Here is a 13893-nt window from a genome sequence, read left to right as displayed (position 1 = left end):
CCCCTTATTAAATGATCAGGGTTAAATGATCAGGCGGCGAGCAGTCGTTCGGCCAGCGACACATGCAGGCGCACGCCGGTCGCAAGAATGGCATCGTTGAAGTCGTAGTGTGGATGATGCAGCGGCGCTGACGCTCCTCCATCACCTTGGCCCAGCCATAGATAGGCACCCTTGCAGGCTTGCAGCATGAAGGCGAAGTCCTCGGACGTGAAGGCCGGCTCCGGCGCGGTCCTGACGTCGGCGCAGACCGTCCCGGCGGCGGCCAGCGCCTCGGCCGCTGCTTCCGGGTCATTGATCGTCGCCGGATAGTAACGGTCATAGGTGACGGTCATGCGGGTGCCGCTCGCGATGGCCACGCCCTCGGCCACCTGCCGCAAGGATTCCTCGATCCGGTCCTGGACGGCCGCGTCGAAGCTGCGCACCGTGCCGGTGACCCGGACCTCAGCCGGCAGCACGTTGTGCGCGTGGCCGCCGTTGATCTGGGTGACCGACAGGACGGCCGACGCCGTGGGGGAAATACGCCGGGCCACGATGGTGTTCAATTGGCCGACCAGGTCGCTGGCGGCCAGGATGGCATCTGGCGTCTGGTGCGGCAAGGCCGCGTGACCGCCCCGGCCCTCCACTCGGATCTCGAACTTGTCCGCAGCGGCCATGATGGGGCCGGGTCGCGTGGCGATGGTGCCGGCCGGCAGGTCCGGCCAGTTGTGCAGGGCGAAAACCCGCTGGCAGGGGAAGCGCTCGAACAGGCCTTCCTGGACCATGGCCCGGGCGCCGCCCAGCCCTTCTTCCGCCGGTTGAAAGATGAAATGCACCGTACCGTCGAAGCGACGGGTGCGGGCCAAGTGGCGGGCCGCCCCCAGCAACATGGCGACATGGCCGTCGTGGCCGCAGCCATGGAAAGCGCCGGTATGGCGGCTTTGATAAGGCAGGCCGGTCTGCTCGTGGATGGGCAGGGCGTCCATGTCGGCGCGCAGGCCCACGCATCGGTCCGACGCGCCTGCCTTAAGGACGCCGACGACGCCAGTGCCGCCGATGCCCGTGTATACCTCCAGGCCCAAGTCGGTGAGTGCCCCGGCAATGCGGGCCGCCGTGCGGTGTTCCGCGAAGCCCAGTTCCGGGTGGGCGTGTAGATCGCGCCTGAAGGCCGTCAGCGGTTCAATGAGATCGTCTACGTCGGCCATGGCGCGTCTCCAACGGGCTGCCCGGGCCGGCCGCCTATCCGCGCTCGAACAGGCCCTGGATCGGGTAGTGCTGTTTGATGAAAGGGGTTTTGATGACGATGTAGCTGAAGTACTTTTCGATGCCGAAATCACCTTCCAGCATGCTCTCGATGATGGTCTGGTAATGGGTGACGCCAACCGTGATGAACTTCAGGAGGTAATCGTAGCCACCGCTGACCAGATGGCATTCCACGATCTCGTCGATCTTGCGGATTTTTGATTCGAAACGGGAAAAGTCGCCGCTGCGGTGTTCCGACAGTGTCACTTCGGTGAACACCGTCATGAAGTCCCCGAGCTTCTGGTAATTGATCTGGGCCCCATACCCAGTGATGTATCCGGCCTTCTCCAGTCGCTTCACCCGTGCCAGGCAGGGGCTGGGCGAAAGCCCCACGGCGTCGGCCAGTTCCACATTCGTGATGCGGCCGCTCTGCTGCAGCTGTACCAGGATGTTGATATCGATGCGGTCGAGTTTGGGGCCGAGCGTCATGTTCCGGTCTGGTCTCCTGTCCCGGGCGGGTGATGGGGAAATCCACAGCCGCCTCGAAGGGGAAGCGGCTGCCAGCTTACATCGTCCGAAGCCGGATCAGCCCGCCAAATATTCGTCATACGACGGCGCTCCGAACGTCCGGCTTCTCCAGTATAATGTCCAAAGTCTGGCGGATGCGGGCGAAGATCATATCCATTTCATCTTCGGTACAGCACAAGGCCGGCGCAAGCCCCAGGATGTTGTCACCAAAGGCGCGGAAGATCACGCCATTGCGATATCCTTCGGCGAATAAACGCTCCGGCAGCTTCAATGCGGGATCGAATCGCTTCTTGGATGTTTTGTCGGAAACCAGTTCAATTGCGCCGAGCAAGCCGCGCCCCCGGACGTCCCCCACCAGGGGATGGTCGGACAGGCCGTCCAGGCCGGCGGCGAAGCGGGGGGCGACGTGCCGCCCATTCGCCAGGATGCCGCCCTCTGTATACAGCCGCAGTACCTCCAGCCCGATGGCGGCGCTGACCGGGTGGCCGGAATAGGTTTGACCGTGGCCGATGGGCAGGTCGGGGGCGGCACCGTCGGCGATGCCCTGGTAGACGGCGTCGGACATCAGCACCGCCCCCATGGGCGCGTAGCCAGCGGTCAAGCCCTTGGCCACAGTCATGAGGTCGGGGTTCACGTCCTCATGCTCGCAGGCGAACAGGGGCCCCGTGCGGCCGAAGCCGGTGATGACCTCATCGGCCACGAACAGGATATCCAGCTCGGCGCAGGTCTCGCGCATGGCCTTTAGCCAGCCTGTGGGTGGAACAATGACGCCGCCCGATCCTTGGATGGGCTCGCAGAAGAAGGCGGCGACGGTGTCGGCCCCCAGTTCGGCCACCTTGGCGCGCAACTCCGCCACCGACTGGGCGATCACCGCCGCCGGGTCGTCGCCCACAGGGCTGCGGTAGGGGTAGGGCGAGGGAATATGATGCTGCCAGCGCAGCGGCACGTCGAAGTTGCGGTGGAAGTTACCCAGCGCCGTAAGGCCCGAACTCATGGCCGACGAACCGTGATAGCCCCGTTCCAGCGCAATGAACTGCTTCTTCCCTGGTTTGCCGATGGCGTTGAAGTAGTGGACGATGTAGCGGATGGCGCTGTCCACGGCGTCGGATCCGCCCAGGGTGAAATAGACGTGGGTGAGCGACGGTGGCGCCAGTTCCACCAGGCGCTGGGCCAGGCGTACGGCCGGCTCCGATCCGAAATGGAAATAGCCGGTGGCATAGGGCAGGCGGCGGATCTGCTCGGCGGCGACCTCGGCAATGCTCTCCTGCCCGTAGCCGACGTTCACGCACCACAGGCCGGCGAAGGCGTCCAGCAATTCGCGGCCGTCCATGTCGGTCACGTACATGCCGCGCGCGCTCTGCAGAAGGGTGGCGCCGCGCGCCTCATGGCCGCGGAAGGAGGTGACGGGATGGATCAGATAGTCGCGATCGACATCCACGAGGGAACGGTTGCGCTTCAGCATCGGGCTCTGGCTCATCATGGTGTCCACGGCTGCAAGCCTAGCCGACACCGGGTGGTCAGATGCGCCGTGTTAGGCCCGGGCGGGTACCGCCGCGCCCCTTCTTCCGGGTCGCGGCAGCACAAAATGCCGTGTCAGCGCAGAGCCTCGGCGATAGCCTTGCCGCAGGCCTCGGTGCCGGCCTTGCCCTTGAGGTCTGCGGTGCGCAGGCCGGGTTCCTTCAGCACGGTTTCGATAGCCGCCATGATGGCCGCGGCAGCGGCGGTTTCGCCCAGATGGTCCAGCATCATGGCGGCGGACCAGATCTGGCCCACAGGGTTGGCGATGCCCTTGCCGGCGATATCGGGGGCGGAGCCGTGCACCGGTTCGAACAGCGATGGGTGAGTGCCGTCGGGGTTGATATTGCCGGAGGGTGCCACGCCGATGGTGCCGGTGCAGGCCGGCCCCAGATCCGACAGGATATCGCCGAACAGGTTTGACGCCACCACCACGTCGAAACGGTCGGGGTTCAGCACGAACTGCGCCGTCAGGATGTCGATGTGGTACTTGTCCCAGCGCACATCCGGATACCGCGCAGCCATGGCCTCTACCCGCTGGTCCCAGAAGGGCATGGTGATGGCGATGCCGTTGGATTTGGTGGCGGAGGTCAGGTGCCGGTTGGGGCGGCGGTTCGCCAAGTCGAAGGCGTAGCGCAGCACCCGGTCGACGCCGAAACGGGTCATGACCGTTTCCTGGATCACGACCTCGCGGTCCGTGCCGGCGAACATGTGGCCGCCGACGGAGGAATACTCGCCCTCGGTATTCTCTCGCACGATCCAAAAGTCGATGCTGCCCGGTTCCCGCCCCGCCAGGGGCGATGGCACGCCGGGCAACAGGCGGGCGGGGCGCAGGTTGACGTATTGGTCGTACTCGCGCCGGAACTGCAGCAGCGATCCCCAGAGAGAGATATGGTCCGGCACCGTTTCAGGCCAACCGACGGCTCCGAAGAAGATGGCGTCAGGCGAGCCGATCCTTTCCTTCCAGTCCTCCGGCATCATGCGGCCGTGCCGGGCGTAGTAGTCGCAGGAGGCGAAATCGTGCCAGCGCTGCTCCACCGTGAAGCCGTAGAGGGCGGCCGCACATTCGAGGACGCGCACACCCTCGGGCACCACTTCCTTGCCGATGCCGTCACCCGGAATGACGGCGATGGTGTAGCGGCGGTTGGGCTTATTCGTCGTATCGGTCACGGCACGGCTCCCAGCTTGAGGCCCCCGATGTGAAAGGCCTTGTGCTCAAGGTATTCCTCGATCCCGGCTTGCCCGCCCTCGCGGCCCAGGCCGGACTGCTTGACGCCGCCGAAGGGCGACATCTCCATGGCGATGGAGCCGGTGTTCAGCGCCACCATCCCGGCCTCCAGCCGTTCGGACACGCGCCAGGCCCGGTGCAGGTCGTTGGTGTAGAAATAGCTGGCCAGGCCATAGGGCGTGGCGTTGGCCATCGTCACCGCCTCGTCCTCGCTCTCGAACCGGAACAACGGCGCCACCGGGCCGAAGGTTTCCTCGTGCGCCAGGCGCATGTCTACCGTGGCGCCGGTCAGCACGACGGGGGCTGTGAAGCGGGTGGGGTCGCCGCCGCTGGGCGCCTGGGCGGCGATGCGCGCGCCCTTGGTCAAGGCGTCATCGACATGGTCGCGCACCTTGCGCACGGCGGCCGCGTTGATCAGGGGGCCTGTGGTGACGCCGGCCGCCATGCCCGGTCCCACGCGAAGCGCCGCGACGGCCTGGCCCAGCCGTTCGGCGAAGGCGTCATGGATGCCGTCCTGCACCAGGATGCGATTGGGGCAGACGCAGGTCTGGCCGGCGTTGCGGAACTTGGCCGCCATGGCGCCGGCCACGGCCAGGTCCAGGTCCGCGTCGTCGAAGATGATCAGGGGGGCGTTGCCGCCCAATTCCAGGCTCAGGCGCTTGACCGTGTCGGCGCATTGGCGCATCAGCAGGCTGCCCACACGGGTGGACCCGGTGAAGGACAGCTTGCGCACCACGGGGCTGGCCGTCAGTTCCTGGCCGATGGCATCCGGCATGCCGGTGACGACGGTCAGCACGCCGGCCGGGACGCCGGCGCGCTCCGCCAGCACGGCCAGCGCCAGGGCGGTGAGGGGCGTCAGGTCGGACGGCTTGATCACCACGGTGCAACCGGCCGCGAGGGCGGGGGCGCACTTGCGGGTGATCATCGCGGCCGGGAAGTTCCAGGGGGTGATGATGGCGCAGACGCCCACCGGCTCCTTGCGCACCAGGATGCGGCGGTCGGCCTCCGGCGCCGGCACCTCGTAACCGTGCACCCGGCGGCCTTCCTCGGCGAACCATTTCACGAAGGACGCGGCGTACCGCACCTCGCCCGCCGCTTCGGCCAGGGGCTTGCCCTGCTCGGCCGTCATGATGCGGGCCAGGTCGTCGACGTTCGCCAGGATCAGGGCGTGCCAACGCGCCAGAATTTCGCACCGCTGGCCGGCGGTGCGGGCCCGCCAGGGGGACAGGGCCACTGCCGCCGCCGCGATCGCGGCGCGCGTGTCCCCTTCGTCGCAATCGGGCGCCTCGCCCACCGGCCGACCGGTCGCGGGGTCGAATACGGGAAGGGTCCGTCCGGCGGCGGCGGGCCGCCACGTGCCGTCAATGAAGGCCAGCCCTGGCAGCAGCGCCGGGTCTTTCAGGTCAAGGATCGTCATGGCGTAACCTGGATGGTGAGGGGTCAGCCCAGCGCCTGGCTGACCAGGGAGAAAGTGCGGATGGCCTGGGCTTGGGGCGGCAGGCGCCCCCGCACCATGCGGGTGACCCGGCCGACACAGGGCAGGCCCAGATCGTCCAGCCAGGCGGCCAGGTCGCTGTCATGGGGAATGTCGACGCGGGCCAGCATGCCGGCATTGGACCCCAGCCAGTGGGAGATCAGGGTCCGGGCCCCCTCGGCGTCCGGCGCCGTGGTGGGGCCGATCACATAGCCGCGGCCGAAGCGGCGGAACAGAGCGAAGCCGATGGCCTGGCTATCCCGGTCCAGGACCACGCCGTGCGCCAGCTTGCGCAGCTGCGCGAACAGGCCGGTGCGGTCCATGCCGCAGGCCTTCCGGTCCAGCGCGATGATGGCGTCATGGTCCTTGCTGCCCAGCGGTCGGACCCGCTCGTTGGGGCGCAGGCTGGGGATGGGCACGGAAAAGGCGGCACCCTGGTGCTGCAGGATTTCTCCAAAGGGGGTGAATCCCAGGCGGGTGTAGAGGGGCAGGCCCTCGGTCGTTGCGTTCAGCACGATGGCGCGATTGCCCAGCCGCGCCATCATCGCGTCCATCAATTGGCGGCCGATACCCGCACCCTGCTTTTCTTCGGCGACGATGACCATGCCCAGCGTGGCGACCTCGGGGCCGTACGGCCAGCCCATGATGGTGCCGACGATGGCCCCGTTCTCCTCCGCCACGATGCCGGTGCCGGCCCGCAGCATGAAATCCCAATCCTCAATTCGATGCGGCCATTGCAGCTTGCGGGAAAGCGCATGCGCTTGGGGCAGGTCATCCGCCGTCATGTCCCGCAGTTTCACCAGGAGATCGGTACGTCTTTCCATCGGCCATCTTCTCGTTGGCTTCCCCGGGGAATCCCGGCGCGTTCTTGGCGGTCGATGTCGGCATGATATGCCGACGGATGCGGTCGACCCTGTCAATCGTGCACAGACTATAAGGGCGGCGGCGGAGCATTCGATGCCGCCTTGCGCGTCAAATCAGAAGATTATGGCGCGCGCGGTTCGATCCGATCCCGCCAAATGCCGGCATTGGCACCCCTGTCACGGGCTGATGGCCGATTGGCGGCCGCGTTGGAGATGCTGCAACGCCTGCCCGTCATGGTGGCACAGCAGTTCGTTGCCACCACCCAGAACAATACGGGGCGGGGGCAGGCGGTCGCACAAGCCCTCCACCCGGGCGGCGCATCGCGGCAGGAAGCAGCACAGATTCGCACTCTGGGCGGTGGCCAGGGGTGGCAGGGTCGCCGCCATTTCCTTCTCCTCCAGCCAGCCCCGGCGCATTTCCGGAACCGACCCGATCAGCAAATCGGTGTAGGGGTGGACGGGAGCGTCGCCGAAGCCGTTGCGCGGCCCCATCTCCACCTTCTGGCCGGCATACAGCACTGCGATGTCATCGCAGATGGCGCGGACGGTGGAGATGTCATGGCTGATGAACAGGTAAGACAGGTCCAGTTCGCGCCGCAGCTCGGCCAGCAAATCCAGGATGGCGGTGCCGACCACGGTGTCCAGCGCCGACGTTACCTCGTCGCACAGGATAAGGTGGGGATCGGCGGCCAGGGCCCGGGCCAGGTTCACGCGCTGCTTTTGGCCGCCGGACAGCTCGCCGCAGTGCCGGTCGGCAAGGCCGGCGGGCAGTTGGGTCAGGTCCAGCAGTTCGGCCACACGGCGATTTCGCGCCCGACCGTCCATGCCATGATAGAAGGCCAGAGGCCGGCCCAGGATGCGGGACACGGTATGGGCGGGGTTCAGCGCGGTGTCTGCGTTCTGAAAGACCAGTTGGATGCGCTGGAACTGTTCCCGGGTTCGGCCCGATAATGTGGGGGCCAGGGGCTGGCCTTGGAACAGCACCTGGCCGCCGGCGGGCGCCACCAGGCCGGCGATGACCCGGGCTAGCGTGGACTTGCCGGAGCCGGATTCGCCGATGACACCCAGCGTGGTACCCTTGGCGATGGATAGGGTGACGTCGCGCAGGACCGGGATCTTGGGCACGCCCGCTTCCACCCGGCCATAGCCCGCCGTCAAGCCGCGCACCTCCAGAAGCGGGGGCGCCTGCTGAGGGGCGGGCCGCTGGGGACTGGCCTGCGCCGGGGGACGCGCCGCCGCCATGAGGGTGCGGGTATAGATGTCGGCCGGCCTCTCCAGCACCTGGGTGGCGTCACCGGCTTCGCGTATCCGACCCCGTTGCAGCACCACGATGCGGTCCGCGACCTGCGCCACGACCGCCAGGTCGTGCGAAACGTACAGCGCCGTGGCACCCTGTTGGCGCACCACCCGCTTGAAGGCGCGCAGCACGTCGATCTGGGTGGTGACGTCCAGGGCGGTGGTCGGCTCGTCCAGGATCACCAGCTCTGGATCGGTCATCAGGGCCATTGCGGCCATCAGCCGCTGCAATTGCCCGCCCGACAGCTGGTGGACATAGCGGCCGCCGATGGCTTCCGGCTGGGGCAGGGCCAAGGCGCGGAACAGGCTTACGGCCTTGGCCTCGGCGGCCGGCCGGGATATCAGGCCACGCCCCACCGCCGTCTCCACCACCTGGTCCATGATGGTGCGCGATAGGTTGAAGGCGGAAGCGGCGCTCTGCGCCACATAGGCGATCCGGCTGCCGCGCACGGTGCGCAGCTGGGATGCGTCCAGGGTCAAGATTTCAGTGTCGCCAACCCGCACGCCGCCGCCCGCGATGCGGCAGCCACCCCGGGCATAGCCCATCAAGGCCTGGGCGATGCTGGTCTTACCCGACCCGGATTCCCCGATCAGCGCCAGCACCTGTCCCCTGGGGATGGTGAAGTCCACGTCGCTGACGATGGGCGTTTCCTGGCCGCCAGCGGCTGGCGCGGTAATCCGCAGGCCTGAAACCTGGACGTGATCCTGCGCGGCGCCCATCTCAACGCCCTCCGGTGATGCGCCGGCCACGCCCCGGCAGGGCGTCGATCAGCAGGTTGACGCCGATGGTCAGCGTGGCGATGGCCATGGCCGGTGCCAGGATGGCCAGGGCGCCGTCGCCCAGGCCGGAGATATTCTCCCGGACCAGTGAGCCCAGGTCGGCGTTGGGCGGCTGCACGCCCAGGCCCAGGAAGCTCAAGCCTGAGAGCAGCAGTACGATGAAGACGAAGCGCAGGCCGAAATCCGCCAGCACGGGATGGATCATGTTGGGCATGATTTCCGCGGTGGCGATGTACAGCCGGCCCTCGCCCCGGGCGTAGGCCACCTGCACGTAGTCCATCTGATTTAGATTGATGGCCAAGGCCCGGGCGATGCGGAAGGCCCCCGGGGTGTAGGTCGCGGCCGCGATCAGCAGCAGCAAGGCCAGGGACGACCCGAAGGCGGCGACCAGCACCAGGGCGAACACCTTGCTGGGAATGGATATCAGAGTGTCCATGAAACGGCTGATCACCTCATCGACCCAGCGGGGGCTGACGGTGGCGGTCAACGCCAGGCCGGCGCCGGTCGCGCTGGCCAGCAAGGCGGAGGCCAAGGCCAGGCCGACCGTGTATTGGGCCCCGGAAAGCAGGCGGCTCAGCACGTCGCGGCCCAGATAGTCACTGCCCAGCCAGTGCCGGGTGCTCATGCCGTCGAAAACCTCCGGCGAGACGAAGGCGCCCACGTCATAGGGCGCCAACAGGGGCCCGGCAGCGCCCAGGACCAGCCACAGGATGACCAGCGCCAGGCCCACCCGTCCTGATGTGGACAGACCGGACAGCCAATGCCGAACCCGGCTTGCGGCTGTGGACGCCGGTTTCGCCATGCTTTCCTCGCGCAAGGGGACGGTGGGGGTCATTGGCCGCGCAGCCTCGGGTTGGCCAGAATGGCGCAGACGTCGGCCGCCAGCATCAGCAACAGGTAGGCCGTGCAGAAGATCATGGCGCATGCCTGCAGCAGGGGCATGTCGCGGCTGGTGACGGCGTTGACCATCAGGCTGGCGATGCCGGGATAATTGAAGATCGTCTCGACGATGACGGCACCACCCAGCAGGTAGGACAGGCTGAGCGCCATGGCGTTGACGATAGGGGCCACGGCGTTGGGCAGCACATGGACCAGCACGACGCGCGAGGGGGACAACCCCTTCAACAGCGCCATCTCCACATAAGGACGGCTCAACTGGTCGATGACGGCCGCGCGGGTCATGCGCGCCATCTGCGCCACGGTCACGCAAGCCAGGGTCATCACCGGCATGGCATATCCGCGCAGCATCTCCGCCCAGCCAATTCCCTCACGCACCACGGTGATGGACGGCAGCCACCGCAGTGTGACGGAAAAGACCAGGACGGCGATGGTCGCCACCAGGAACTCCGGCACCGCAACCATGCCCAGGGTCATCAGGTTCAGGGCCCGGTCCAGCCCCGTATCGCGGTAAAGGGCCGACAGGATGCCAATGGCCAGGGCCAGCGGGATGGCGACGGCGGCAGTGAGGCCGGCCAGCGTCAGTGAATTGGGCAGGCGGCCGGCGATGACCTGGCCCACCGGCATGTTCGCCACCAGCGACTGGCCGGGATCGCCCTTGATCATGCCGCCCAGCCAGCGCACGTAGCGCAGGTGTGCCGGCTGGTCCAGACCCATCTGGTGGCGCAGGGCGGCCACGGCCTCCGGCGTGGCGCTTTGTCCCAGCGTCTCTTCCGCGGCATCGCCGGGCAGCAGCGCGCTTATGGTGAAGACCACCAGGGACACCAGCAGCAAGGTCAGCAGCGCCGATCCCAGCCTGCGCAGGATCAGACGACCGGCCGCCGCGATGCCGCTGCGATTTCTTGGGGTGCCATGGACCACCGGTCAGCCCTCCCACCAGACATGTTCTGCGAAGGAATAGCCCATGAGACCGCCGATGGGGATGGAGCCCAGCCCCTTCAAGCGCTGGTCGTATCCGTCCAGCGAACTGATGAAGACGGGAATGCCGACGCCGCAATGGTCATGCACCAGCACCTGCATGTCGCCGTACATCTGGCGCCGGCGCGCCTCGTCCCGTTCGCCGCGCGCCGCCAGCAGCAATTGGTCGAACTGCTCGTTCCGCCAGCCGGATTCGTTCCACGGCGCGTCCGATTTGTAGAACAGGCTGAACAGCATGTCCGCTGTCGGCCGGGGATTGGTATTGCCGAAGCCCAGCGGGTGCTTCATCCAGTGGGTAGACCAGTAGCCGTCGGCCGGCACCCGGTTCACCGCCAGGTGCAGGCCCGCCTGGGCGGCGAATTCCTGCAGCATCGAGGCCATGTCCACCGATCCATCGGCGGCCGGCGAGGCGTAGACAGGCAGCCGCGCCCCGGCCAGGCCCGCCTTGCGCAGATGGAAGCCGGCGCGATCCGGGTCGTAGGGCCGCTGCGGCAGATCGGCCAGGTAATAGGGACTGCCGGGCGGGATTGGCTGGTCGTTGGCGATGGTGGCGTAGTTGCGGTACAGCGTGCGGCGGACGAGGTCGCGGTTGAACAGGTATTTCATGGCCAGCACGAAGTCCGGATCCCGCGTGGGCAGGGCGTCCTGCCGCATGATCAGATTGGTGTACAGGCCGGATTTGGTTTCCAACACGCGGTGGCCGGGCGACGCCTCGATACGGCGGGCGGAGCGGGGGTTCACCGCGTTGACCAGGTGGACATCGCCTGACAGCAGGGCGTTGACGCGCGACACCTCATCCGGAATGCCGAGCAGCTCGATCCCGTCCAAATAAGGTTTGCCCTCGACCCAGTAGTTTTCGTTGCGCACGGCGATGGTGGCAATGCCGGGTTGGAAGGAGGTGCAGCGATAGGGCCCAGTGCCGATGGCCTGGCGGAAGTCGGTGCAGCCGTCCTGCACGATCAGGAAGTGCGAGTCCGCGAGGATGGCCGGCAGGTCGGCGTTGGGGCCGGCCAGTTCGATCGTCACCTCGTTGGAACCGGAGACGGAGACGCGCCTGAACTGGTCCGCGATGGTCCTGACCTTGGATGCCGTGGCCGGATCCTGGTGCCGCACCAGGGAATAGACCACGTCCTGCGGTGACAGTGGCTTGCCATCATGAAAAGTCACGCCCTTGCGCAGGACGGCCCGCCACAGGATCCGGTCATCGCTTTCCAGCGTCTCCGCCAGGGCGGGTTCCGCCGACAGGTCCGCGCGGTATCGCGTCAGGCCGCTGTAGAACATGTAGTGGCGGGCGTAGTCGGTGGACAAGGCGCCCTTGGCCGGATCCAGCGTATCGGCCGTGGAGCTGGACATGCCGGCCACGCGGATGCGGCCACCCCGCCGGGGCAGGGCCGGTCCCTGGCCGGCGCCGAACGCCGGCCCGCCCGCTGCCAGACCCGTTGCCAGCATCCCGCCTATGAGGTGGCGCCGCGTGATCAGGGATGGGGTAGCGCGGGCCGTCAATGCAGGATGTCCTGGACGCGGTAATAGGCGCCCACCAGCGGAAGGAACCAGGGCTTGCCCAGGTGCCCCGGGATGCTGGGCCAATCCAGGTCCGCCCAGGGGTTGGCCTGGGGCCGGCCCACCATCACCTCGGCCATGCGCTCCCCCATGTAGGTTGCCATCTGCACGCCGTGGCCGCTGTAGCCCATGGAGTAATACAGGCCGTCATGCTGGCCGGCGCGGGGCAGGCGGTCGGCGGTCAGGTCGACCATGCCGCCCCAGCAATAATCGATGCGCGTTCCCGCCAGTTCGGGGAAGGTCCGGCCCAGCGTCGCCTCCAGGATGCGCCCACTCTTGAGGTCGGACAGGGGATTGGAAACGGCGAACCGCGCCCGCCCGCCGAAGACCAGGCGGTTGTCGGTGGTGGTCCGGAAGTAGTTGCCGATATTCTTGCTGGTGACGTAGTTGCGCCGGTTGGGGAACAGCCGGTCCAGCAGCGTCGGGTCCAACGGCTGGGTGGCGATGATGAAGCTGCCGACGGAAACGATGCGGCGGCGGAACCATTGCAGTGGGCGCAGGGCGCCGCCGGTGCCGCCACCGCCCGTGGCGATCAGAACCTGGTCGGCGACGATCTCGCCCCGGGGCGTTACCACCCGCCAGCCGCCGCCGGGGCGGCGCAGGATGTCGGTCACGGGGGTGTGTTCATGAATGCGGGCGCCGGCCCGGGCGGCGGCGTGGGCCATCCCCACCCCGAACTTGCCGACGTGCAGCTGGGCGCTGGTCGTTTGGATCAGGCCGCCGTGGAAGGCGGCGGAGCCGATCTCGTCCCCGATGCGGCCAGGCGCCACCAACTCCACATCGGTGTCGATTTCCGCCCGCAACACATCGTATGCCCTGGCCAGCTTCTCGAAATGCTCGGGCTTGGCCGCCAGCTTGAGACGGCCGGGGCGGCGGAAGTCACAGTCGATATCATTCTCGCGCGCCAGCCGTTCCACCGTGTCCACGGCCGCGACATGGGCGCGGTAGTAGGCGCCGGCGCGATCCCGGCCCAGCTTGGCGGACAGGGCGGCGTAGTCGTGCGCCAGTCCATTGTTGCAATGGCCGCCATTGCGTCCCGATGCGGCCCCGATGGCGCGGTCCGCCTCCAGCACGGTGACGGAAACGCCCCGTTGGCGGAGCGCCAGGGCGGCGGAGAGGCCGGTGAAGCCGGCGCCGATGATGGCGACGTCCGTGCGGCTGTCCAGGCCACCGTCCGCGCCGCCGGTGAAAGGGGGCGCGGTATCCAGCCAATAGGAGCAGGTCTTGGGTCCGGTCATGGACGTCAGGGCCCGATAAGGGCGGCCGCCAGGGCGCCGTGGCGGTCGACGGTGAGGTGTGGGGGCCGGAACGCGATCATGCGATGCCTTTCCTTTTGGGATGCCATGATTTGGCTGTTCGGCTCCGGCACGGGCCCAGGCGAGGGGAAGGGCCCGGCCTTGCCGGCCGGCACCGCTTTCCACATTCCATGCGCACCCTGTCCGGTGACCATTCTTGTGAACCCATTAGGCCACAGGCCGATCAAAACATGTCCTTAAACTGCCCCGGGCCGGCGCAGGATTCCGCCTTTTGCCCATCGCATTCAGCATAGTTTGCTG

Annotated in this window: 11 protein-coding genes; all 11 read right to left on the bottom strand. The window is 67.4% G+C overall.

Going from position 1 to position 13893, the window contains the following annotated elements; translation table 11 throughout:
* Positions 1-29 precede the first annotated feature (29 nt).
* The 11 genes from Y958_RS26565 to Y958_RS26515 all read right to left on the bottom strand — a co-directional run bounded on the left by Y958_RS26565 (position 30) and on the right by Y958_RS26515 (position 13575).
* Positions 30-1181 (bottom strand): M20 aminoacylase family protein, encoded by a 1152-nt coding sequence (locus Y958_RS26565; protein WP_088874874.1) that lies wholly within the window; start codon positions 1179-1181, stop codon positions 30-32.
* 34 nt (positions 1182-1215) lie between these two features.
* Positions 1216-1707, bottom strand: coding sequence for an Lrp/AsnC family transcriptional regulator (locus Y958_RS26560; RefSeq protein WP_004271966.1), 492 nt, complete (start codon positions 1705-1707; stop codon positions 1216-1218).
* Positions 1708-1822: 115 nt separating this feature from the next.
* Entirely contained in the window at positions 1823-3226 is a 1404-nt protein-coding gene (locus Y958_RS26555; protein WP_244909694.1) for an aspartate aminotransferase family protein, read from the bottom strand.
* Positions 3227-3339: 113 nt separating this feature from the next.
* On the bottom strand, positions 3340-4431 hold the full coding sequence (locus Y958_RS26550) for a tartrate dehydrogenase (RefSeq protein WP_088874872.1): 1092 nt from the start codon (positions 4429-4431) through the stop codon (positions 3340-3342).
* Entirely contained in the window at positions 4428-5906 is a 1479-nt protein-coding gene (locus tag Y958_RS26545) for an NAD-dependent succinate-semialdehyde dehydrogenase (RefSeq protein ID WP_088874871.1), read from the bottom strand. The genes Y958_RS26550 and Y958_RS26545 overlap by 4 nt, the downstream gene beginning before the upstream one ends.
* A 23-nt stretch (positions 5907-5929) precedes the next feature.
* Positions 5930-6787, bottom strand: a complete 858-nt coding sequence (locus tag Y958_RS26540) for a GNAT family N-acetyltransferase (RefSeq protein ID WP_088874870.1) — start codon at positions 6785-6787, stop codon at positions 5930-5932.
* Positions 6788-7003: 216 nt separating this feature from the next.
* Positions 7004-8842 carry an ABC transporter ATP-binding protein gene (locus Y958_RS26535; RefSeq protein WP_088874869.1) on the bottom strand — a complete coding sequence of 613 codons (1839 nt, stop codon included), beginning with the start codon at positions 8840-8842 and terminating at the stop codon, positions 7004-7006.
* Position 8843: 1 nt separating this feature from the next.
* Complete coding sequence (locus Y958_RS26530; RefSeq protein WP_088874868.1) at positions 8844-9737, bottom strand: ABC transporter permease; 894 nt, start codon at positions 9735-9737, stop codon at positions 8844-8846.
* Entirely contained in the window at positions 9734-10720 is a 987-nt protein-coding gene (locus tag Y958_RS26525) for an ABC transporter permease (protein WP_244909618.1), read from the bottom strand. Before Y958_RS26525 ends, Y958_RS26530 begins: the two co-directional genes overlap by 4 nt.
* Positions 10721-10723: 3 nt before the next feature.
* On the bottom strand, positions 10724-12280 hold the full coding sequence (locus Y958_RS26520) for an ABC transporter substrate-binding protein (protein ID WP_244909617.1): 1557 nt from the start codon (positions 12278-12280) through the stop codon (positions 10724-10726).
* Positions 12277-13575, bottom strand: coding sequence for an NAD(P)/FAD-dependent oxidoreductase (locus Y958_RS26515; RefSeq protein ID WP_088874866.1), 1299 nt, complete (start codon positions 13573-13575; stop codon positions 12277-12279). Before Y958_RS26515 ends, Y958_RS26520 begins: the two co-directional genes overlap by 4 nt.
* Between the last annotated feature and the right edge of the window lie 318 nt (positions 13576-13893).

It is taken from the genome of Nitrospirillum viridazoti CBAmc, assembly GCF_000730165.1.
GTDB lineage: Bacteria > Pseudomonadota > Alphaproteobacteria > Azospirillales > Azospirillaceae > Nitrospirillum > Nitrospirillum viridazoti.
Note: the sequence above shows the minus strand (reverse complement) of the source record. Positions and strands in the feature narration are given on the sequence as shown.

What these genes read in the sequence shown, in the direction of transcription:
- Y958_RS26565 (WP_088874874.1), bottom strand. Translation starts at nt 1,181, where the DNA reads ATGGCCGACGTAGACGATCTCATTGAACCGCTGACGGCCTTCAGGCGC.
- Y958_RS26560 (WP_004271966.1), bottom strand. Translation starts at nt 1,707, where the DNA reads ATGACGCTCGGCCCCAAACTCGACCGCATCGATATCAACATCCTGGTA.
- Y958_RS26555 (WP_244909694.1), bottom strand. Translation starts at nt 3,226, where the DNA reads ATGATGAGCCAGAGCCCGATGCTGAAGCGCAACCGTTCCCTCGTGGAT.
- Y958_RS26545 (WP_088874871.1), bottom strand. Translation starts at nt 5,906, where the DNA reads ATGACGATCCTTGACCTGAAAGACCCGGCGCTGCTGCCAGGGCTGGCC.
- Y958_RS26540 (WP_088874870.1), bottom strand. Translation starts at nt 6,787, where the DNA reads ATGGAAAGACGTACCGATCTCCTGGTGAAACTGCGGGACATGACGGCG.
- Y958_RS26535 (WP_088874869.1), bottom strand. Translation starts at nt 8,842, where the DNA reads ATGGGCGCCGCGCAGGATCACGTCCAGGTTTCAGGCCTGCGGATTACC.
- Y958_RS26530 (WP_088874868.1), bottom strand. Translation starts at nt 9,737, where the DNA reads ATGACCCCCACCGTCCCCTTGCGCGAGGAAAGCATGGCGAAACCGGCG.
- Y958_RS26515 (WP_088874866.1), bottom strand. Translation starts at nt 13,575, where the DNA reads ATGACCGGACCCAAGACCTGCTCCTATTGGCTGGATACCGCGCCCCCT.